Source organism: Roseiflexus sp. (genome assembly GCF_057785375.1).
This window is the reverse complement of sequence record NZ_JBYNRX010000051.1, coordinates 1-22,594: the sequence shown is the minus strand read 5'-3', so window position 1 is coordinate 22,594 and position 22,594 is coordinate 1. Positions and strand designations below refer to the sequence as shown.

Sequence of the window (22,594 nt, the reverse complement as noted above, 5' to 3'; positions counted from 1 at the left end):
ATTTGTCTGGCAAACCCTTACGTTGCATCACCTGTTTTTGATCATCAGAATGCCTCAAATCCCCCTCTCCAGCAGGGCTGGAGAGGGGGCATGGGGTGAGGAAGAAAAAGGTTTCGAGACGCGGAAAACGCACCTCGCTCCTGAAGAACGCTACCCTTGAGAGCTGTGGGCGCCCTGATGGAAACATCCAGGCGGGCGGCGTTGAGATACACATCTCCACAGGTCGCACAAAACTGCCGTATGACACTACCACGCAACAAGGGTGTACAATCTACCATCGGTAGCTGCGTGCTGAGAGATCTTTGCGCCTCTGCGCCTTTGTGTGATTCGACAGGAAAGATGCCTGATCGAACGGAGTGCGCAGGGGGTAATCTACCATCGATAGCTTCATACTGAAGCGCCTTTGCGTCTTTGCGCCTCTATGAGGGCTTATTTTGAAAGGAGCACTCCATGCATATCGCAGGAAACAGCGCCCTGATCACCGGCGGCGCGTCGGGGTTGGGCGCAGGTGTGGCGCGCCATCTGGCGGCGCTCGGCGCAACCGTGACGATTGTGGATGTCAACCGTGAGGCGGGTGCGGCGCTGGCGACGGAACTCGGTGAACGGGCGCGCTTCGTCGCCGCCGATGTCGCCGACGCCGAACAGATGCAGGCAGCGGTCGAGGCAGCCGCGCGCGATGGCGCCTTGCGCGTGCTGGTCTGCTGCGCGGGCATCGCTACGGCGGAACGCACGCTGGGCAAAGAAGGACCACTGCCGCTCGAACGGTTCACGCGCGTAATCGCGGTGAACCTGATCGGCACGTTCAACGCTATCCGGCTGGCTGCCGCAGTGATGGCGGGCAACACCCCCAACAACGACGGCGAGCGCGGCGTGATCGTCTGCACCGCTTCGATTGCGGCATTCGAGGGGCAAATCGGGCAGGCGGCGTACAGCGCCTCGAAGGCTGGCGTGGCCGGCATGATGTTGCCGCTGGCGCGTGAACTGGCGCGACACGGGATTCGAGTTGTCGGCATTGCTCCGGGAACCTTTGACACGCCGATGCTGGCGGGGTTGCCAGAGGCGGCGATCACGGCGCTGGCGCAGCAGGTTCCCTTCCCGTCGCGCCTGGGTCGGCCAGCGGAGTTTGCCGCATTGGTGCAGCACATCGTCGAGAACCCGATGCTGAACGGCACAACCATCCGTCTGGATGGCGCGCTCCGCATGGGTCCGCGGTAGCGCACCCCAAGACCCATGAGGTCGGGTGACGGGTGTGCCGCAGGCGGGGATCGCGCCGTTAGCGACGTTCCAGCACAAAGACCGGTCCACGGCGGAGACCTCAGGGGTCGAGTGGGCGCGCCCCTGCCTTCCGCCTTCGCACGTGGAACGGGCAACGCGCATCCCAGGCGCAGGCGCACCGTCGTGCGGGCGCGCCAGCGGCGCGCCCCTACCTGCAACCGTCCCGCGGACCACAGGCGACGTGGGCGCACGGCGGCGCGGGGGGCGGGCGCGCCAGCGGCGCGCCCCCACCTTCCGTCTCCCCACGTTCAACGCGCAATGCGTGTCACGTGCGGGCGCACCGTCGTGCGGGCGCGCCAGCGGCGCCCCTACCTGCAACCTTCAAACCTTCAACCTTCAACATGAAACGGTCCCATCTGTGCACACACGCCCAAAATGGTGTATCATGGCGCTGCTATGACACACGTGCTCCATCAGGTCTCCGCGTCCGAAGGCTGTCGCGTGCCGGATCAACTGCATGCCCACCTCCACCTGATCGAGGCGATCGGTCAACCGCTCGTGGTCACCGATTGTTCTGGCATCATTGTGTACTGGAACGCAGCGGCAGAAACCGCCTTTGGCTGGCGTCGGGAAGAGATGCTTGGCAGGGTCGTCACATCCCTGTCGGATCACACCGGCTGGCGGCGCAGAGTGTCGCGCGCGCTCAATGTGGTTGTGCAGGAAGGGCAGTGGCGTGGCGAACTGCTCGTCGAGCGCAGCGATGGCGCCGAAGCGAGAGTGCTGGTCGATGCGAGGCGCTGGCGCATCGAACAGGAAGATGCTGAATTCATCATTGGCGTTGCCGTTGACATCAGTGCTCAAAAGCGTGTTGAGGCGCGATTGCGGCATTGCGTGGCGGTCCAACGCCAGCGTACCATCAACCTTCAGCAGCGTCTGAAGCAGCAACTGACCGATGTGCGCCTGGCGAATCACATGCTGAGTCGCGAGATTGCCGAGCGTATCAGCGCCGAGCAGAAACTGCGTTTCCACGCAACCCTGCTCGCTGCCGTCAGCCAGGCCGTGATTGCCACCAACCTTTCGAGCGAAATCATCTACTGGAGCCGGTCGGCCGAACGCATCCTCGGGTGGAGCGAAACAGACATGATCGGTCGTTGTGTCTTCGATCTGGTGGCTGAGCCACACGATCATGCACTGATCGCAGAGATGCGCGCGACTGTTGCTGCCGGTCGAACATGGGAGGGTGAGTTTACCCTGCTGCGGCGCGATGGAACGACCTTTCCTGCGTCTGTGACCGTGGCGACGATCTACGATGAGCAACAGCAACGAAGCGGTTCAATCGGCGTTATCAGTGATATAACCGAGCGCAAACGCGACCGGAAGGCGCTGGCGGACGCCAATGTGCGCCTTCAGCAGATGAATGCCGATCTGCAGTTGAGTCGTGATCTGCTGTACACCATCGTGAACAACCTCGATGATGCACTGGCATTGATCGATGGTCATGGCGTCATTCAGGCGACCAATCGTCAGTTTGCCCGCTTTTTTGAGATGCTGCCGGACACGCTTCCTGGCAAGCCGTGTCATAAGGTATGTCCGGCAATTGCGCCGATTGTCTCACGCACTCTTGTCAGCGGACTCAAAGCGTCGGGACGGGTGCAGGTGCAGCTTTCATCAGGCGCGGCGGTCATTCTGGACATTCACAGCATTCCCCTGAGCGATGCCGATGAGTCGCGGCGGGTTGTGCTGCGTCTGGTGGATATCACCGAACATTTGCAACTGGAGGCGATCATGCGCCAGAATGAGCGTCTGGCGACAACCAGTCGTCTGGCAGCAATCGTGGCGCATGAGATCAACACGCCGTTGCAATCGATTCAGAATTGTCTGTACCTGTTGCGCTCGAAGGGCGCGGCACAATCGGCGGAGTTTCTCGATCTGCTCAGCGACGAGATCTGTCGGGTATCAGGGCTGCTGCGGCGTCTGCTCGATCTCCATCGCCCCGGTGATGGCTCGATTGAACTGATCGACTGCAATGCCGTGATCGAGCGGGTGCTCCTGTTGCTCGGCAGCACCCTGGCAGGCAACGGTATCCGTGTCGAGCGATCACTGGCGCAGTCGCTGCCGCAGGTGTCGGGGCAGCGTGATGCACTGATACAGGTGGTGCTCAACCTGGTGCTGAACGCTGTCGATGCGATGCCGTATGGCGGCGTCTTGCACGTTATGACTCGCGTGGCGGAGACTTCTGAACGATCATCGATGCCATGGGTGCAGATCATAATCGCAGATACCGGTCCAGGGATCGCATCCGATCTGCAAGAACGGATTTTTGACCCGTTCTTTACCACGAAGCCGCATGGATCAGGATTGGGTCTGACGGTCAGCCGACAACTCGTCGAGCAGCACGGCGGATCGCTGTGGGTCGAAAGCGTTTCCGGCGGCGGCGCCACCTTCATCGTGAGGCTTCCGGCGACAGATGCAGCGGAACGACTCAGACTCATCGCTGATAGCGAATGAGACAGGCATAATGCACACGTATCTGAAAGAGCAAGGTCATGGTGCGGGGGTACGGTCGGGTTCTCCTCGTTGAGGACGATCATGCAGCATTGATGTCACTGCGTCGCATTCTGGAAAGCGCTGGCTACCATGTCGTGGCCGTCGCCGATGGTGAAACTGCGTGTCAACACCTGGAGGATATCGGCGGTGACTACGATGTCGTGCTGACCGATCTGCGCATGAACGATGTCAATGGTCTGGAAGTGTTGCGTGCCGCACGGTGGCTGCCGGATCCGCCGGAGGTTGTGTTGTTGACCGGTTACGGGACGCTCGGCACCGCGATCGAAGCGTTGCGCGCCGGGGTCTACGATTATCTGCTCAAACCGTGCAAGCCGGATGAACTCCTGTGCGCCATCGAGGGGGCCATGCGGCGCCGCTATGACTCTGCGCTGCACCGCGCGGTTTTGCATGAGCGGACGCATGGGGTCGAGTCCCAAGACGAACGTGTCATTCTTGAGCAGGTGCGCTACCTGCGGGTGGGTGAACTGCTGATTGATCGTTTCAATCGGCGCGTTCTGTTTAGAAGCAGGGTGATCCAGGTCACGCCGACCGAGTATGAATTGTTGTGTTGCCTGGCAGAAGCGCGTGGTCAGGTTCTGACGTTTCGCGAAATCGTGCAGCGCGCCTACATCGATTCGTATGCTATTTCCGACGACGAAGCCCAACAATTGCTCAAAACCCATATTCACAATCTGCGGCATAAGATCGGTCCGGCGTATATTATCAACGTGCGAGGTGTCGGGTATCGCCTGACCGATCCCCGGACGTTGCACCGTCGCTTTGAACGGTGAGTGAATGCTGCCCTTGCGGTATCGTGTTATACTGTTCAGGAAATAAGATGCCTGACTATTCGCTATTGGCACAGGCTCTCGACACACACTGCTTGTCACTCATTGCGTATCGCTCATCACCGGTATAAGAGGTGTCTGTGCCGCGCACAATGCGCTCCGATGACTGGGACCGTCTGTTTGCGCCAAATGCTCCGAAGCGCGGCGGTCCGTTGCGTGCGTTTATCAATCTGATGCTGTTTGCTTTTCTGCTCGGAGCGCTGGCTCTCGGCGGAGTCTGGGTTGTTCGCGAGCGTCAGCAGCAGGCGGAACGCCTCGCCGCAACCGCAACCGCGTATGTTGGAACGGTCGTGCCGCAACTGACCAGCGTCGCCGGCGCGACGCAAACGGTCGAGGCGCAGGGCACGGCAACCCGTATCGCGTTGCGCACGGCAACGGCTCAGGTAGTCGCCAACCCGAGCAGCATGCCCGAGCCGGGCATTGGAAGCGGCGAAGTCGTTCGGGGCGGTAATTTGCGTCGGGAGCCGCGCGTTGCACCCGAAACGGTCGTCGGTCTGATCTATCCAGGGGACAGGATCACCTTCCTGGAGCGACGTGTGGTCGGCGATCAGGTATGGTTTCGGATACGGGTCGATCAAGCAGCAGCCGATCGGTCGGGAGAAGGGGTTCCCGCCGGAACGGAAGGATGGGCATCGGCGCTGCTGCTCTCAACACCTCCCTGAGACATCTCCTGTCGATCATTCATCGCACTACAACATCTGCCAGGAGACCTGCCAGTGACATCTGCTCTTACACTTGGTTGCATTCTGAACGACGCGCGTTTCACCTTCTGGTCGATTATGCGCCATGGTGTGCGGGCGCGTGCGGCAGAGCACGGCGTAGCGGTCATTGATCAGGATGCCCCGACTGTCGAAGCGCAGATCGACATAGTTGCCGATCTGCTGCGGCGACGGGTGCATGCACTGATCCTGGGACCGGCGCACGAGACGCGCGCTTTCGCGCAGCACCTCGAACTGGCACGCCTGGCGCGCATTCCGGTTATCGAGGTTGATGGCGGCATTCTCGAGGGGTATGTCAGCGCGACCGTTCGTTCCGATGAACGTCAGGGATTGATACGGATGGCAGAATTGCTCACGGCGCATCTGGGCGATCAGTTTCGTATCGCCCTGATCGCCGGTCCCCACAACCATCGCGCCGACATGCTTGCCGAGACGCTGAGTCGATGGCCCCGTGTGCAGGTTGTTGCGCAGGCGGTCGGCGATTGGACGCGCGACAGCGGCAGGCGTCTGACGGAGGAATGGCTGCGCTCTGGCCGGCCGATAGACGCCATCTTTGCCGCCAATGATCCCATGGCGCTCGGCGCAATCGATGCGCTCAAGGCGCTGCATCTGACCGGAAATGTCGTGGTTGCCGGTTTTGACGGGCTGCCCGAAGCGTTACGCGCGATTCACAACAACCATATGCTGGCGACCGTCAACCAGGACCCGTTGTGCATCGGTCGTCAGGCGGTCGATGTGGTGCTCCAGGCGGTGCACGGCGCTCCAATCGAGCGGCAGATTCTCACGCCTGGCGAATTGATTACCCGCGACACTGTGACCGAGTCGGCGCTGCGCGCGCTCGATCTGCTCCCCGGCATGATGCGCGATCTCATCGAGAGCAATGCCGAACGACAGAAATTGCAGGAAGAAATCATCGCGGCACAGCGCTCGACCATTCGAGAATTGTCGACGCCGATCATCCCTGTTGACGAACGCACGCTCATCGTTCCGTTGATCGGTGCGATCGACAGCACCCGTGCGGTGCAGATGACTCAGTCGATCCTCGAAGCCATTGGCGAGCGGCGCGCCGACGATGTCATTATCGACATCACCGGCATTGCCGTCATCGATACCGGCGTCGCCAATCATCTGGTGCAGACGGCGCAGGCTGCCGGTCTGCTCGGCGCACATGTGACCCTGGCGGGGATGTCGCCGGAGGTTGCACAGACCATTGTGCAACTGGGGGTCAAGCTTGGTCAGTTGACAACATGCAGCAACTTACAGGCAGCGTTGGAATTGGCGCGTCGCCGTCGCCGTCGGTAAAAGCGGAGGCGTTGCATTGCAACGCCTCCCTATGATGGATATGTATATGCCATCCTACGCACCGCCGCTCACATCACGCGCCATCTGTGCGCGGCGCGCTTCCTGCTGGCGCTCAAGGTACGACAGCACCGCGTAGGCTTCGGAAATATCCTCGATGCTGACCAACCCCAGGTAGATTTCTCCTTCGTACACGGCGACGACGCGCGTCCCCTGGGCGCTCATCACCTGGCGCACCTCATCGAGGGTTGCGCTCGACGGGACGCGCACAAACTCGCGTTGCATGATGCCGGTGACATACAGATCGCGTGTGTCGCTCGCCAGCGCCCGCAGCACATCTTCGCGCGTCACAATGCCAACCAGACGATGGTTCTGCATGACCGCGAAATCGGGTTGGTAGCTGGTCAGAATGTAATCGACGACTTTGCTTACACGGTCGCCAATGTCGAGGGTGAGAGCGTGACGGTTGTACGCATCGCCGACGCGCATGGTGTCGAGCATGGTGCGCGCCTGTCCCTCGGCATTCTCCTGACCTGCGCCGAGAAAGATAAACACAGCAACCAGCGCCAGCAGGAAGTTGCCGCTGATGATGCCCAGAATGCCCATCACGATGGCTATCCCCTGACCAAGGAACGTCGCAATGCGCGTGGCGCGGCGAAAGCCGATGATCATCGCCAGCACCGAACGCAGAATGCGCCCCCCGTCGAGCGGAAACGCCGGGATCATGTTGAAGATCACCAGCAGGATATTGGCCTGCAACAGCCAGAGCGTCAATCCCTGGATCGACGGCGCCGGAAACGCTCCCCGCCCGATCTCCAGGTTGTTAAGGTCAAAGATGCCAAACGCAACCGCCGTTCCGGTTGCCAGCAGCAGCACGGCAGCGATGATCACATTGACCAGCGGCCCGGCGGCGGCGATGACCAGTTCGTGCCATGCTTTCGACGGGTTGCGCCCAAGCAACGCCAGACCGCCAAGCGGCAGCAGAATGATCTCGCGCACCGGTATGCCGAAAGCGCGTGCTGCAATGCCATGCCCTAATTCGTGCAGCGTCACGCAGAGAAACAGCAGCAGGATCAACAACGCGCCAAATGCTGCGCCAACCGCGCCATACGATACTCCGCCGGCAATTGCACCGAGAATGACGATCAGGAAGAACGTCAGGTGAATCTTAATATCGATGCCGGCGACCTGTGCAATCCGAAATGACCATCTCATAGTCCTTCTCCCACTGGATCAATTCCCTATAATCCCCAAGGCTATCCCACCCGCTCCAAAAACCTCTCATAATCCGGTACGTCATGCTACCCGATTTGGATCGATTACATACGACCACCAGTTATTGCTGACGCCGAACGTCTCGCCGCCGACCCGCGGCAGATGACCGAGCCACCAGAGATGATGGAGGCGCATATCGCCGCTGCCCCATTCCCGGCAATCGACCCAACGGGGGCGTCCTGGCATGTCGGGGAATGTCAGCCAATCATCGCAATAACTGATGACCGGACGCGGGTTGCCCCAATCATAATCGCGCTCGGAGTTGGGGGCGAAATGCACATTGCCGCAGTGCGCCTGTCCGGGATAGGTTTTGTCGTAGCGCGTGAACACGTTCCACAGGTTCTGCTCCGGCGGATGCCCGGCAAACACGCGGCTCATGATCGACTCGACGCGGTGGCCGAAATTCTCCAGCATGCAATCAACATCGCGCTCATAGTTGAATGCCATAATGACAAATCGTCTAGAGCAGTGGTCGGTGTTCGGCACCGGCGGCGAGTTGCACCAGAATGCGTCGCGCCCGACCATCGTCGATTCATAATCGCCAGCATACGGAAAGGCGAAGAACCAGACCTCATCCATCTCGCCGCGTTCGTACCGCCCGATCAGGTCGAACGCCGCAACCTGCGCCTCATAGTCGATCCGGTCGGGTTCGTGCATCCGGCGTGATCGCCAGGCTGCGACATAACTCTCGCCAGTGTAGCGAAACCCGTCGATCTTGCGCGGGAACCAGTCGGCGTCGATGCGTTCGACAATGCGATAACGCACATATCCGCCGCTCGCCTGTTCCAGATCGGCGATGTACTGATGCGCCAGGCGGTCCGGGTCGTTCCAGCCGAAAATCTCGGTCAGGCGGCGCCCGCCTTCAGACGCAACCGGCGGGTTGTGCACAATCATCAGCACGCGAGGGGAAACAGGTTCGACCGGCAACGCCGGCGTCTGCGCCGGAAGCAAAGACGGTGAGGCGGAGCGAGGCGGACGTATGCTATTCAGAAAACGGCGCAGAACATCAAACATTCAGGGTCAATCATCATTACCGGAGATGACGATCTGCGAACGAACCCCCAGCGCAGCAAGTTGCTGGAGACAGATAACGATATACTTGGCGGCGATGCAGCGCTCTTCTTCGGTGGTATCGAGCATGGGATCGTAGCCGGGCATCTGCGACTTTACGAAGAGGCCGTCAAGGATTTCCTGCTCATCGGGAGTCAATGCATCCATGATGATTTCGGTTGCCTCCTGCTCTGTCGCAAACGCATCCCGTCACCGTCGCGGCAGTTGCCAGAATCGGGCGCTTCTCACCGGATACTATGAACTGTCGGCATGCGTGTATAGTACCACAGTTTTGTGGCGTATGCCGGTAGGCGATTGCACCAGATTGAGATGAGGACAGGAAACCGCATGCGCCAGCGATCGAACCCCGGCATGGCAGCGCACGCGCCGCGCACGTTGCGCGACGCATACCCGCAGAGACGCGCATTGACCGCCGTTATGCAACTGACAGGCGAAACACGGTCGTATGCCGGTAGGCCTCGCCGGGATTGAGAACTATCGAAGGGAACTGCGGATGGTTCGGCGAATCGGGGAAGTGCTGGGTTTCCAGGCAGAGGGCGGCGTGTTTCGTCAGAACGTGACCGTTGCGCGCGGTGAGGGTTCCGTCGAGGGAATTGCCGGTATACAGGTGCATGCCGGGTTGGGTGGTCAGCACATCGAGCGCGCGCCCACTCGCCGGATCGACCAGCCGCGCGGCATGGCGCAATGCGCCGTCGGCGCTATCGATCACCCACGTGTGATCATACCCGCCAAGACCGTTGCGGAGTTGCTCATCATCGGCGTGGATGCGCGCGCCGATCAGGGTCGGTGTGGTGAAGTCCATGACCGTGCCGCGCACGGCGCGAATCTCGCCGGTTGGGATGAGCGATGCATCGACCGGCAAAAAATGATCGGCAAACAACTGCACCTCGTGGTGCAGAATGTTCGCGGCGCCGCTCAGGTTGAAATAGGCGTGGTTCGTCAGATTGACTACCGTTGCGCGGTCGGTCGTCGCGTGATAGTCGATGCGCAGCGCCCCCTCAGCAGTCAACGTATAGGTCACGGTCACGCTCAGATTCCCCGGATACCCCTCTTCGCCATCGCGGCTGAAGTACGTCAGTTTCAGCGCCGGTTCAGCCGCATCGGCAATAGGGCGCGCCTGCCAGATAACCTTATCGAAGCCGATGACTCCGCCGTGGAGATGGTGTGCGCCGTGGTTGCGCGCCAGGCGGTATGTTGTTCCGCCAAGCGAGAAGACGCCATTGGCGATCCGGTTGGCGACACGCCCGATCAGGCTGCCGATGTATGCCGGGTTGTTCAGGTAAGGCGCCAGGGTGTCAAAACCGACGACGACATCCCCCGGCCGTCCCTGCCGGTCTGGGGCGCGCAGTGAGACAAGTGTGCCGCCATAGGTGATGACCTGCGCTTCGATGTCTTGTGCGCCGCGCAACGTGAAGCGCTCGACGGTCTGACCATCAATCGATCCGAAGGGTTCGCGTGTGATGCTCATGAGTGCTCTCTGTGCAGTTGCTCAAAAAGGTTCCCTTATGAGGATCAACCGGATATGAGACAATCTCGTGATCGGCATTGGCTGAGCCTGTCGAAGCCAACGCCGCATGCGCAAGCGTGTTCGTCTTGGTTGAGATTGATCTTCCTCATTAGAAGCATCCAGACATTCGAGTCGGCGGTTCGCTGTCATCGTCAGGCGCGTCGGCGTGTTTGCCGCAGCATCAGCCTGCCACGGGTTCAGCGAGGGGCAGCGGCGGCTGAAGCAACCTCCGGCATGTGGGGAGATGGCTGCACCGTCAACGCTCCGCGTCGAGGTCTGCGAGCAGCGCGCGCACCGCCGCCTCGAGTTGTGCATCACGCCCATAGCGCCACTCTCCCAATCTCAGGGGCGCATCAATGTCCACCGGCCGACCGCGACCCTCCAGGTCTTCACCTTCAGGTGTCGTGACGCGCAGTTGAGGGAGCCGGAGCGATCCCCCGTCAATCAGGCGCCGGGTGAATGTGCCAATGACAGTGCCGGCTGTTGGTCTTCCGACAACCTTTCCGAGACCCTGGCGCCGGTACGACTCGCTGAACGTTTCTGCATTGGAACTCGACGACTCGTTCGTCACGAGAACCGTTGGCTTGTTTAACACACGGTTGCCAAGGATGTGCGACGAGTCGGCGACGGAACGATTGCGGAATGCGCTGAGCAAGATGCTGCGACGCATCAGGACATCAAGGATAAAGGTTGCGGTATGCCCGCCCGAATTGAAGCGGATATCGACAACCAGCCCGTCTTTATGGTGCATTTCGACGTCGAGATCGGTAAGGAACTGCTGGTAGGCATCGTAGCTCATCTTGCGAATGTGCACGTATCCGATGCGTCCATCACTCGCTTGATGGACGATCTGTTTATTCTCCAGAACCCATGCTCGATAGCGCAACCAGTCATATTGCTCAGCCGAAATCGGGCGCACCTCGACCTCGCGCTGCTCGCCGGAGGGAGCGGCCACCCGCAAGGTAACCCGCCGTCCGGCGGTGCGTTGCAACAATGCATCGAGTGATGTATCGGGCTTCAGTGGAACGCCGTTGACCGCCAGCACCACATCGCCTGGTTGGATCGCGCCGTTGTGCGCGATGGCCGCCGGACCGTCGGGAATGACGTGAGCAACGCGGAATTGACCACGGTGTAGATAGTCGACCGCATCGAAGATGAGACCGAGATAGCCGTCCTGGCCGCCATTCCCGTCGCTTCTGAACAATCCAACGTGCGAAGACCGCAGCTCGCCGACCATCAGGTTTATCAGGATGTATATTTCGTAGGACGTTTGCGCCCCTTGAATCAGCGGCGCATATCGCTCGTGCATCGCTTCCCAATCGATGCCGCGAAACCGCTCGTCGTAGAAGCAATCGCGCAGCAAGCGCCAGCATTCCTCGAACATCTGCCGCTTTTCCTGAGCGAAATCGATGATCACCTCCGCCGATACCGCCAGCGTTGTCTGTTCCCCCTTCGGGAACTTGCGCACCGCAATCGTGCCGCCATCGAGGAAGTAGAGATGCTTCCCGTCCGGCGTAAACCAGGCATGCGATTTTGCGCCCGGCGTACTGGTCAACTGGCGTGGTCCCTGATCGGCGCGTGGCTCGTCGAGTGGCAGCGTCCAGAGATTCTGACGACCCGCAACCGTTGCGCTGCACACCAGATCGCGTCCATCCGGGCTGATACACAGCGCGATCGCATCCATCTGCGGCGGCGTCAACAGATGTAACCGGCGCTCGATGCCACTGAAAACGATGGAGACCTCTGTCGCTGCCGGCTTTCTGGCAGCCTTGGAAGGCGCAAGGCGCTCCACCGATGGATGCTCCGCATCAGGTTCGACAACTGAAATGTCCGTCGGCTGCGGCTCACGATCAGCGTCGGCATGATGGGTTGGGGGGGCGGGAGTACGGGCAGGTCTCAGACCTGCCCGTCCAGAAGGGTCAGGTCTCAGACCCGTCTCCACCTCGAACAGCCGCTCAAACTCCACCTCGCGAAACACCGGCGGCAGCGGTTGCAGGTCGATGCGTGCGATCTGTGACTCGGCGCGATACTGACCGGTCGTAAAGATAATAAAGCGTCCGTCGGGCGACCAGAGTGGTCCTGCTGCCTGCAAATTGCTCAGGAACGAAATCTGATGCGCCTGTGCTTCTTCGATGTGTTGCACATACAGATTGCTGAAGAAGCGTTCGTCCTGGGCGCAGAACGCCAGCCAGCGACTGTCGGGCGACCAGGCGAACGATGCGCCAAACACAAAGTGCGCCCGAATAAATGGGCGATCCTCGCCGCTGGCGACATTGATCAGCCGGATCTCGTCATTGCCGCTTGCATATGCGATCCAGCGACCGTCAGGCGAGAAACATGGCGCGCTCTTGCGTTTGGGTTCACACGTCAGGCGCGTTTCGCAGCGCGTGGGGAAATAGTAGCGATACACCTCTTCGTCGCCGTGGCGGTCTGAGACATACACCAGGCAACGACTGTCGGGCGACCAGGCGATGTCGCTGTCGCGGAACGCCGTCTGCGACACGCGATACGCCGGTCCCTGGCGCTGATCGCGCTCGGTTTCTTTATCGGCGAAGTCGGCGAAAATCTTGCCGCGCACGGCAAATGCAACCTTCTTCCCATCCGGCGAGAGCGCCAGTTCGCCGACATCGCGCGTATAGGTCTGCACCCGAACCGGGGTTATCTTCGTATCCTGGCGCACCTGAATCGGGACGCGCGTGATGGCGCCGGATTCACGATCAAGCGTCCAGATGCCAAAATCGCGCTCGAACGCGATGATTCTGCCATCGGCGCTGATCGAGGGCCAGAGCAGGCGTCCGTCGTTGAAGGCAGTGATGCGCTCTGCGGCGCCGCCCTCGCGTGGCGCAACCCACAGATTTTCGCTTCCGTCGCGATCAGAAACGAAGAAGATCGCCTGGCTGTCGGGCGACCACATCGGGCAGTAATTCATGCCAGGCGCATCGCTCAACTGATAGAAATCATCAGCATCGGGCGCATTCGACACCAGCCAGAGTTCTGCGCCGCCATACGGATTCGGTCCCCGTCGCCACCAGGGGTCACGCATCAGACTGAATGCCAGCCAGCGGCCGCAGGGAGAAACGGCGACCGTGCCGAGACGCTCATAGGGTTGCGCAATCCAGAGGATTGGTGTGCCGCCTGTTGCGGCAACGCGATAGATCGCCGCGCCCTGGCGTTCGCGCTGCGAGGTGAAATAGATGGCGGCGCCGTCAGGCGACCAGCATTCAACGGCGCTCTGCACCTCATGGTACGTCAGTCGCCGCACCTCGCCGCCATCGAGCGGCAGCACATACACGTCCCCCTGTCCAGTGCGTGATGAGGTGTAGGCGATGGCTGAACCATTCGGCGACCAGCGCGGCAGCATATGGTTGGCAGGATGGGCAGTCAGTCGTTCGGCGTGCCCGCCGCCAGCATCAACGAGCCAGATGTCGCCTGCATAGACGAACGCAATACGACTGCCGGCAGGATTGATCGCAGGCGCGCGGAAATAGGGACGGCTAGTCTGCTGATCGTCGGTCACGGGCGATCTCTTTTCTGTTACAGCGTATCGTATACACGCCATTATAGATGCGACTCACGACGCGGACAAGTAGGAGTTGATGCATAACATAGCCATATGTGCATCTCTCGAGACGCTGACAGAGACGTTACGCTGTTCTTAACAGGGACTTTACGCTGTTCCTGCTACACTCCTGTCATTGATGGGAGTTGACAACGCGACATGATGTGTCCAGTGCGTCAGTATCATTCAATCAATGTGGTGCGCTGATGGTCGGCGAGGGCAAAGACCTGCGCCCGAACTCTACCGATCCGCCGACGATTGCCGCCTTCCGCCAGCGCCGCGATCTGACAGGGAGATCAATCTAAACCCGGACAAACACGCTTGCACCTGTGGCTTTGGCTGAGGTACGCCTTATCCTCCTGCAGGAGGATGATCGCGTACTTCGATAACAGACAAACACGCTTGCACCTGTGGCGTTGGCTGAGCCTGTTGAAGCCAACGCCGATCACGAGATTGTCTAAGAGCCTATCCGAGTAATCGCTGACTGAAGTGCGACCGGGTAGGCGAAGGCAATGCCTTCGCCTACCCAACTCGATCTTCCTATGAGAAGACCCCGAAGGGCCTGGAACTTTTCCAACAGCATCGTCGTCCTAGCTCAGGATCACGGTACTGCCACGATGTCTCATACCTGTATCATTGCGAAGTGATGGCATTTGGCTATACTACATAATGTCTGCACACGGCGGATTCTGAAAGGAAAAGGCATGCGACGTCTATGGATAATGTTGACCCTCTGGACGGTACTGCTCGCATCGTGTGGCGCGCCGCAGCCATCGGGCGGTGCGACTCCGGCGGTCCCTGGAGCGATGCCGACGAGGGGAAGCGAGTCGGTCACCATTTCATTTGCGGTGTGGGAGTACGAGCGCAATGTCTACGAGCCGCTCGTGGATCGTTTTAAGACGGAGTACCCCAACATCAAGGTGGTGCTCGTGTCGCTCGATGACATCATGATGTTTGATCCGGGCAGTGAAGGACCAACCAATCCGCTCGATATGCTGCGGCGGATCGTGTCTGCCGCCGATACTGCTCCCGCATTCGCGCTGACGCCGGAAGCGTTTGGCACGCCGCTGCTGCTCGACCTCAAGCCGCTAATGGACGCTGACGCTACGTTTCAACGCGACGACTTCCTCCCTGGCACCATCGAGCGCTACACGGCGAAGGGCGGGGTCTGGGCGCTGCCGCGCTACCACAGCGTCCCGTTGATTGTCTACAACCGCGCCTTGTTCCAGAACGCCAATCTGCCCGAACCGCGTCTCGGCTGGACGTGGGATGACCTGATGGCGGCCGCCGAGCGCCTGACCGAGCGCAGCGGCGTGACGACCCTCACCTATGGGTTCATGGAACCAAGCAGCGGTCTGTTACCGCTCCTGGGGCTGCTCGATCAACAGAGGATCAATCCACTGACGGCAGCGGCAGAAGAGACGGATCTCACCGCGCCGGCGTATGTCGCGGCAGTCGAGCGCGTGCAGGAGTGGTATCGCACCAGCGTGCTGGTTGAACCGTATTCTCGCAGCGCCTCTGCTGAAGACCCCACGCGCCTGGTGCGCGAAGGGCGAGTCGCTATCTGGAGCGACTTGTCCTACATCAGCAATGACGACGGCTCGCTATGGACGCCGGACTTTCCGGTCGGTCGCGTGCCATTCCCGAAGGATGCCGTCTTCGGTCCCTTTTTCAGTTCAACCGAAGGATTCATCATCAGCGGCGGCACAGCCCACCCCGACGCCGCCTGGCGCTGGATCGAGTGGCTGACGCGCCAACCGGTTGCCGAGGATCAGCAGAGTTTCGGTCCTTTTTCTTCACGTTTGCCTGCCCGGCAGTCGGTGGCGCAGCAAACGGAGTTCTGGAGCAAACTCGATCCGCAGACCGCCGAGGCGTACCGGTGGGCGATAGAGAACAGCGGGACGCTGCCAGACACGCAGATCGATTATACGGTGATGGGCGCCCTGAGCCAGGCAGTTAGCGCATCTATCAGTGACCCGAAGGCGAATGTGCGCCAGGCGCTGGCGGAGGCGCAACGCCAGATGCAGGAACAGATTGCGCAGCGGGAACTGACGCCGACACCGAAGCCGAATCTCAATCCGGTGGTGGTCGCCACGCCAGAGCCTCAGGAAGCGCCGGTCGGCGCCACGACCGTGTCGTTTGGTCTCTACGGGTATAATCCCGCTGAAGTGCGCCGCCTTGTGCGCGCCTTCCGCGATCAGCGTCCCGATATTTTTGTGCAGGTGAAACAGTTCGAATGGACGCCCAAAGTGCAGGAGGTGACTGCTGCCACGCTCGCGCAGACCAACGACTGTTTCTTCTGGTCGGGTTCGATCTCCGGCAATGATGAATCAGCCCTGCTCGATCTGCGTCCGCTGATCGAAGCAGACCCCAACTTCCCGCGTGATGATGTCTTTCCGGCGGCGCTGGCGCAGTACAGTCGCGAGGGGCGCATCTACGGATTGCCCTATGCCGTCAATATGCGCAGCCTGATCTACAACCATGCCGCATTTGAAGCGGCAGGCGTGCAACCGCCGCGCGCCGACTGGAAGCCGGACGATTTCCTGGCGGCGGCGCAGGCGCTTACCAGAGGTGAAGGGAGCGATCAACGTTGGGGATACGTACCGCTGGGCGGTCCGCAGTCCGATCTGCTCTTCTTCATCAATCAGTTTGGCGCGCGCCTGATGGTCGGCGAGGGCAAAGACCTGCGCCCGAACTACACGGATCCCAAGACCATCGCTGCCATTCGCTGGTATCTTGACCTGAGCATGGTGCACAAAGTTGCGCCGCCGGTCAAGTTCATCTATCGGCGCGACGATTTTGGCAGTGAGGATCGTTCCTACGAACTGGTTCAGTCCGGTCGAGTCGGCATGTGGTTCGGGTATGCCGAGTCATTCCAGGAAGGGGTCGTCATTCAACCGGCCGAGCCAGGGGGCGGACCCGGACCGGCGCCGACCGCCGTTCCGCTGACGCCGGTCGAGCGCGATATTCGAGCGGCGCCGCTGCCGGTCGGCGGCGCTGGCGTGCCGCCGAGCGAACTGTTCCTGCGCGGACTCTTCATTTCGGCGCGGGCGCAGCAACCGCAGGCGTGCTGGGAATGGATCAAGTTCGTTTCCAGCGATACATCGCTGGTGTATGGCGACATGCCCGCCCGCCGCTCGGTCGCGCAATCTGAGGCGTTCCTCAAACAGATACCGCCGGAGCGCGCCGCGCAATTCCAGGCGATTCGGGAGACCCTGGCAATTCCTTCGCAGAATGCCAGCGATGCCAACGTCATCTACAGCCAGTACACCGACCCCTACTGGTTCTTCAAAGCGCTCAGCACCGTTGCGGAGAAGGGCGCAAACCTCGAAAAGGAACTCGCCGAAGCGCAGCGTCTTGCAACCGCCTTTGCCGAATGTATGAACCGGGCGAATGCGAAAGCGCCAGCATGTGCAAAAGAGGTCGATCCAGATTACAAGGGATATAATGTCGAAGAGGAAGAGATGAGCCCGCTCCCTGCCGGCTATGCGCCATAAACAAGGGTCCTGTCAGGGGAGCAGGCATAATGTGACATGTCGTTCGGGCGGACGTGCGGGCTGAAGCCCTCACTGAGGACGCGGTTCGGATCGTGCTCACCGCACGTACAAGCCCCTGCGGGGTTTGGGGAGGGCGTCAGCCCGCCCCGCGTGCGTCTGCGGTGTTGCAGCGGGGACAAGCCCGTCGGAGACGTGCGGGCTAATGAATGAAATCCGTAGAGCCTGCGCAGGCAGGCTTCGCAGCCGTAGCCCGCAGCTTCAGCCGCCGGGCGCAAAGCGAATGCTTGGGGAGCGCCTTACACAGTGATCAACCACAACCTGGACAATCAAGGACATAGAGTGGCTGATGTTGGCTGAGCCTGTCGCAGCCAACGTCAGCCGCAAGACGGTCAACACAGTCCATTATTGGGCAACATCTGGTTGGATCGCTCTAGCAGCAAGGCTTCCGCCCGCTGCCACGTTATGCCTTAACACGCGCACCGGCGCTGAAGCAGCCTCCTGCTCCTCAAGGAGATGACGTCGCTTCGCTCGCAACGACGCCAAACGTTTGATATGGCGTTCTATAAGGATTAATATGCTATGCGATGGTTCATTCGCTGGATGAATATATGCTGTGTGGCGCTGCTCGCCGCCTGTGGCACGACGCAGGCGGCGCAGGAGCCGCCAACTCCCACCCCCTTGCCGCCCGACCCGGCGCTCGAACGTCCGACGTATACGGTTCAGCGCGGCGCTATCGAGCAGGTGGTTACGGTGACCGCCCGCGCGACGCCGGTCGATATGGCGCGGCTGGCGTTTCGGCGCGATGGGCGCGTCAATGTGGTGAACGTCAGTCGTGGCGATGTCGTCAAGGAAGGCGATGTTCTGGCGGAACTCCAGCAGGAGGAGGCGCTCGACGAGTTGCGGCGCGCCGAGGACGATCTGGCGCAGGCGCGGCGCGATCTGGCAAGCGCGCGGCTCGCGAAGGAGAAACGGATCAAGGAACGTGAACTCGATGTCGATCGCGCCCGGTGCGACCTCGAACGATTGTTGCCCGGCGGTGAGGCGGACCTGTTCAAGGAACTGCAGGATCGCCTGGAAGCGGCGCAGCGCGAATTGCGCACCACGCGCGACGACGCTTCGTGGTCGAAGACATCGGCGGAGGAAGCGCTGATCGACAGCGCCGAAGCGCTTTCCGATACACAGAAGGCGTACAGTGTCGCCTACTGGAACTGGGATTGGGTGCAGCGCTACGGCACCGACCCGGAGAACCCGTTCATCAAAGACGAAAACGGGGTGCTGGTCCCCAACCGTCTGACCGAGAAGCAGAAGGAAGAGTATCGTGTGAAACTGACGCAGGCGGAACGCGCCCTGCGCGACGCCGAGCGTAACCTGGAGCAGGCGCAGCGCGCCCGTGATCGCGCGGCTGATGATGAGGTTGTCCGCATTCGCGAAGTGGAGAAGAAGGTCGAGGAAGCGCAGCGCGCCATTGATACCTTGCTCCAGGGAAAGAATAAAGCGATCGAAGACGCCCGGCTTTCTCTCGAACGGGCGCAAGTTGCGTTGGAAGAGGCGCGCAACGAGACCCTCAACAGCGCAATCCGCGCCGTGGAAAACGCCGAACGCGCGCTGGAAAAGGCGCGTCGTCGCGTCGACGACGGGCGTGTGATTGCGCCGCAGGATGGCACCGTCCTGGCGGTTGCACTCGAGCCGGGAGCGAGTGTGACCGCCTTCGAGCCGGTTATCGAGGTCGCCGATCCGTCGAACCTGGAATTTGCCGCGACCCTTAGCGCACAGCAGATGCGATTGCTCTCCGAAGGGCAGAGCGTCGAGATTCGCCTGCTTTCGCGCCCCGATCTGGCGATCCCCGGAGTCATTCGGCGCATGCCGGCGCCATACGGTTCGGGCGGAAGCGGCGCGGTGCAGGATCGTGATGTTACGACGCGCTTTCAGGTCGTTGATGCGCGCGGACAACAGTTCGAAGCGGGTGTCACCGTTGCGCGGGTCAGCATCGTACTGGAGCGCAAGGAAAATGCGCTCTGGCTGCCGCCGGAGGCGATCCGTTCATTCGAGGGACGCCGCTTCGTGATCGTGCGCGAGGGGGAGCGTGAACGCCGCGTGACAGTGCGGATCGGCATCGAAACCGATGAGCGGGTCGAGATCCTCGAGGGCCTGAACGAAGGCGATATTGTCGTCGGATCGTAAGTTATGCGCCAGATAGTGGCTCTTTTTTCTGTATTGACCGCTGCCCTCAAACGCCTGCGCGCCAACCTCGGGCTGGCGCTCTGCGCATGGCTGGCAGCAGTGACCGCCGTTGCTCTCGTGGCTGCCGTGCCTGCATATGCCGAAGCAGCCAGTCTGCGCCTGTTGCAGAACGAAATCCGGCAGCAGGAGGAGCGTCAGGGGCGATCCCCGTTTGCGCTGCTCCTGCGCTACGTCGGCGCATGGAATACGCCGCTGGAGTGGGAGCGCGTTGCCCCGGCGGATGACTATCTGCGGCGCGAGGGCATACCCGGTCTCGATCTGCCGGTCAACAGTTTTGCACGCCACGTCCGTACTGCGCCGCTCCGCGTCTTTCTCGCTGCTGGCGGTGAAGCGGTCTTCCTCAAAAATGCGCCGCTCGGTTTCATCAGTGGTCTCGATGATCGGATGCGGATTGTCGATGGGCAGATGCCGCCCGCTTCAGCAGACGGCGCCGTGCTGGACGTCATAGTCGCCCGCGCATTTGCCGATGAGGCTGGCGTGAACGTGGGCGATACGCTCACGATCATCGCTTCTGGAACACGTCCGGCGACGCTTCAGGCGCGTGTGGCGGCGATCTGGGCGCCGGTCAGCCGCAGCGATCCGGCCTGGTTCTTCCCGCCCGACACCCTCAACGATCTCATTCTTGTGCCGGAAGCGAGTTTTACCGGTCCTGTCGCCGGGGCGCTGCGCGATGAGGTCGATCAAGCGCTCTGGTTTGTGCGGTTGAGCGGCGAAGGCGTTACCGGTGCACAAGTGTCGCCGCTTCTAAGCCGTGTCGAAAGTGTACGGGCGCGCGCCAGCGGACTCATCCCCGGGTTGCGTCTCGAACAGGGACCATCGGAGGCGTTGCAGCGCTATCAGGAGCGTGTGGCATCGTTGACGACGCAACTGTTCGTCTTCAGCGCGCCGATCCTGGCGCTGACGCTCTACTTTGCGACGCTGATCGCCGCCCTGCTCGTGCGGCGGCAGAGCAGCGAGATTGCGCTTCTGAAGTCGCGCGGCGTTCGGAGCGCCCAGATTCTCGGGATGTACCTGGTTGAGTGGTCGATCATCGGCGCGGTGGCGCTTGCCGTGGGATTGCCGCTTGGACTTGCCTTTGCATCGGTGATGAGCCGGGTGCGCTCGTTCCTCGATGTCGATCTGTCCGGCGCCGGTGTGCCGCTGTCGCTCGGCGCGCAGAGCCTGACCTTCGCCCTGGTCGTTCTGGCGATCACCGTGATTGCTGCATTGATCCCGGCGTTTGTGGCGACACGCCGCACGCTGGTGGATGAACAGCAACAGGCGGCGCGCGCCGTGCGCCCGCCCTTCTGGCAGCGCGCCTATCTCGATCTGCTGCTCCTGATTCCGGCGGCATATGGCGTTTATCAGTTGCAGACCGGCGGCAGTCTGTTTCAGGGGAATGCCGATCCGTTCAGCAATCCGCTGCTGGTACTGACGCCGGTGCTCCTCTGTTTTGCGCTTGGTCTGCTGGCGTTGCGCCTCATTCCACTGATCCTGGAGGGACTGGCGCGGTTGGCGACGTTCCCGGCATGGGTTGCACTGCTGGTCACGCTGCGTGCACTGGCGCGTCAGACCGACAATTACCGCGGCGCTCTGCTCCTCCTGATCCTGACGCTCAGCCTGGCAACATACAGTTCCACGATGGCGGATACGCTCGATGGCGCGATGCGAACCGAACTTGCGTATCAGGTTGGCGCAATGACCCAACTCTTCGAGACGGGCGAGAGCACCGAACGTGCGCGCCCTGGTCAGCCCGGCGGACAACCGCAGCAACCGCGCCGCGATATTCGAGAGGAGGCGCGCTTCCTGTTTGTTCCGGTGAGCGAGCATCTTCAGGCGCCGGGTGTGCGGGCCGCTGCGCGTGTCGGGCGCTATGACGCTTTCGTGAGCGTTGGCGCAAGCGGCAGGCAGGCGCAGTTGATCGGGATCGATCGGACCGATTTTCCGAACGTGATCACCCGCTTCGACCGCGCCTGGGGCGCTGGTGAGTCGCTGGGCGGGTTGATGAATTTGCTGGCTCGTTACCCGAACGGCGTGCTCGTCAGCCGTGAACTGCTGGGCGATAGTCTGCGTGTCGGCGATACGCTGCCCGCTACGCTGCGGCTCTATGGCGATCAGCGTGACGTGCGCTTTCGCATTGTTGCCGTCATCGATCTCTGGCCCGGCTTCTACCCGCAGGATGGACCGATCATCGTCGCCAACCTGAACTACATTTTCGACGAGATGGGCGGGCAATATCCGTATGATGTCTGGATCACCCGCGACCCGGCAACTCCCATTGAGGACGTGGTCGCCGGAGTGCGGGGTCTGGGCATCCCGGTGATAGATGTCCTTGATAGTGCGACACTCATCGCGCGTGAACAGACCCGGCCGCAGCGCCAGGGGTTGTTTGGCGTATTGACCATTGGGTTTCTGACGGCTGGCGCGCTGACGCTGCTCGGCTTTCTGGTCGCCGGGTTCATCACCGCGCGCCGCCGGGCGATTGAATTGGGCATGCTGCGGGCGTTGGGATTGAGCGGCTTTGGAGTGGCGGCGGCGCTTTTGCTGGAACAACTGCTGCTGATTGGCGCTGGCCTGGCTGCTGGCAGCGGCATTGGCGCGCTGGCGGCAGTGCTGATCGTGCCCTTCATGCAGGTCGGTGTGGGTCCGTACCCTGGTGTTCCCGCCTACCCGCCGCGCCTGGCATGGGAAAGTATGGCGGGCATCTATGCGGCATTCGGCGTGACGCTGATGCTCTCGTTGTTGGCGCTTGGCGCCTCGCTGGCGCGCATCCGGTTGTTCCAGGCGGTGAAATTGGGGGATGTGAACTGAGAGGTGAGAGGCGAGAGGTGAGAGGC

The 22,594-nt window shown here is 61.2% G+C and carries 14 protein-coding genes; 9 read left to right on the top strand and 5 right to left on the bottom strand.

Annotated features, from left to right (window positions below):
- Positions 1-450: 450 nt before the first annotated feature.
- The 5 genes from AC3EA7_RS08915 to AC3EA7_RS08895 all read left to right on the top strand — a co-directional run bounded on the left by AC3EA7_RS08915 (position 451) and on the right by AC3EA7_RS08895 (position 6,631).
- Positions 451-1,215 carry an SDR family NAD(P)-dependent oxidoreductase gene (locus AC3EA7_RS08915; RefSeq protein WP_488613694.1) on the top strand — a complete coding sequence of 255 codons (765 nt, stop codon included), beginning with the start codon at positions 451-453 and terminating at the stop codon, positions 1,213-1,215.
- A 456-nt stretch (positions 1,216-1,671) separates the two neighbouring features.
- Positions 1,672-3,723, top strand: coding sequence for a PAS domain-containing sensor histidine kinase (locus AC3EA7_RS08910; protein ID WP_488613693.1), 2,052 nt, complete (start codon positions 1,672-1,674; stop codon positions 3,721-3,723).
- A gap of 38 nt (positions 3,724-3,761) precedes the next feature.
- Positions 3,762-4,553, top strand: coding sequence for a response regulator transcription factor (locus tag AC3EA7_RS08905; protein ID WP_488613692.1), 792 nt, complete (start codon positions 3,762-3,764; stop codon positions 4,551-4,553).
- A gap of 137 nt (positions 4,554-4,690) precedes the next feature.
- Positions 4,691-5,272: an SH3 domain-containing protein gene (locus tag AC3EA7_RS08900; RefSeq protein ID WP_488613691.1), complete on the top strand. Its 582-nt coding sequence runs from the start codon at positions 4,691-4,693 to the stop codon at positions 5,270-5,272.
- Between the two features lie 54 nt (positions 5,273-5,326).
- Entirely contained in the window at positions 5,327-6,631 is a 1,305-nt protein-coding gene (locus AC3EA7_RS08895) for a substrate-binding domain-containing protein (RefSeq protein WP_488613690.1), read from the top strand.
- Positions 6,632-6,685: 54 nt separating this feature from the next.
- On the opposite strand, the gene AC3EA7_RS08890 is transcribed toward AC3EA7_RS08895, so the two are convergent.
- The 5 genes from AC3EA7_RS08890 to AC3EA7_RS08870 all read right to left on the bottom strand — a co-directional run bounded on the left by AC3EA7_RS08890 (position 6,686) and on the right by AC3EA7_RS08870 (position 13,998).
- Positions 6,686-7,843, bottom strand: a complete 1,158-nt coding sequence (locus AC3EA7_RS08890) for a site-2 protease family protein (RefSeq protein WP_488613689.1) — start codon at positions 7,841-7,843, stop codon at positions 6,686-6,688.
- A gap of 81 nt (positions 7,844-7,924) precedes the next feature.
- Positions 7,925-8,917, bottom strand: a complete 993-nt coding sequence (locus tag AC3EA7_RS08885; protein WP_488613688.1) for a hypothetical protein — start codon at positions 8,915-8,917, stop codon at positions 7,925-7,927.
- A gap of 6 nt (positions 8,918-8,923) precedes the next feature.
- Positions 8,924-9,121: a hypothetical protein gene (locus AC3EA7_RS08880; protein WP_488613687.1), complete on the bottom strand. Its 198-nt coding sequence runs from the start codon at positions 9,119-9,121 to the stop codon at positions 8,924-8,926.
- Positions 9,122-9,389: 268 nt separating this feature from the next.
- Positions 9,390-10,442 (bottom strand): aldose epimerase family protein, encoded by a 1,053-nt coding sequence (locus AC3EA7_RS08875; RefSeq protein ID WP_488613686.1) that lies wholly within the window; start codon positions 10,440-10,442, stop codon positions 9,390-9,392.
- A 295-nt stretch (positions 10,443-10,737) separates the two neighbouring features.
- Positions 10,738-13,998: a S41 family peptidase gene (locus AC3EA7_RS08870; RefSeq protein ID WP_488613685.1), complete on the bottom strand. Its 3,261-nt coding sequence runs from the start codon at positions 13,996-13,998 to the stop codon at positions 10,738-10,740.
- A gap of 206 nt (positions 13,999-14,204) precedes the next feature.
- Between AC3EA7_RS08870 and AC3EA7_RS08865 the strand changes: the two genes are divergently transcribed.
- The 4 genes from AC3EA7_RS08865 (at position 14,205) to AC3EA7_RS08850 (ending at position 22,568) form a co-directional block, all read left to right on the top strand.
- The gene (locus AC3EA7_RS08865; RefSeq protein WP_488613684.1) at positions 14,205-14,345 is read left to right on the top strand and encodes a hypothetical protein; all 141 of its coding nucleotides are present in this window, start codon (positions 14,205-14,207) and stop codon (positions 14,343-14,345) included.
- A 399-nt stretch (positions 14,346-14,744) separates the two neighbouring features.
- Complete coding sequence (locus tag AC3EA7_RS08860) at positions 14,745-17,537, top strand: ABC transporter substrate-binding protein (protein WP_488613683.1); 2,793 nt, start codon at positions 14,745-14,747, stop codon at positions 17,535-17,537.
- A gap of 579 nt (positions 17,538-18,116) precedes the next feature.
- A complete protein-coding gene (locus tag AC3EA7_RS08855) occupies positions 18,117-19,718 on the top strand; it encodes an HlyD family efflux transporter periplasmic adaptor subunit (protein WP_488613682.1) in 1,602 nt (533 codons plus the stop codon).
- Between the two features lie 15 nt (positions 19,719-19,733).
- Positions 19,734-22,568 carry an FtsX-like permease family protein gene (locus AC3EA7_RS08850; RefSeq protein ID WP_488613681.1) on the top strand — a complete coding sequence of 945 codons (2,835 nt, stop codon included), beginning with the start codon at positions 19,734-19,736 and terminating at the stop codon, positions 22,566-22,568.
- Positions 22,569-22,594 lie beyond the last annotated feature (26 nt).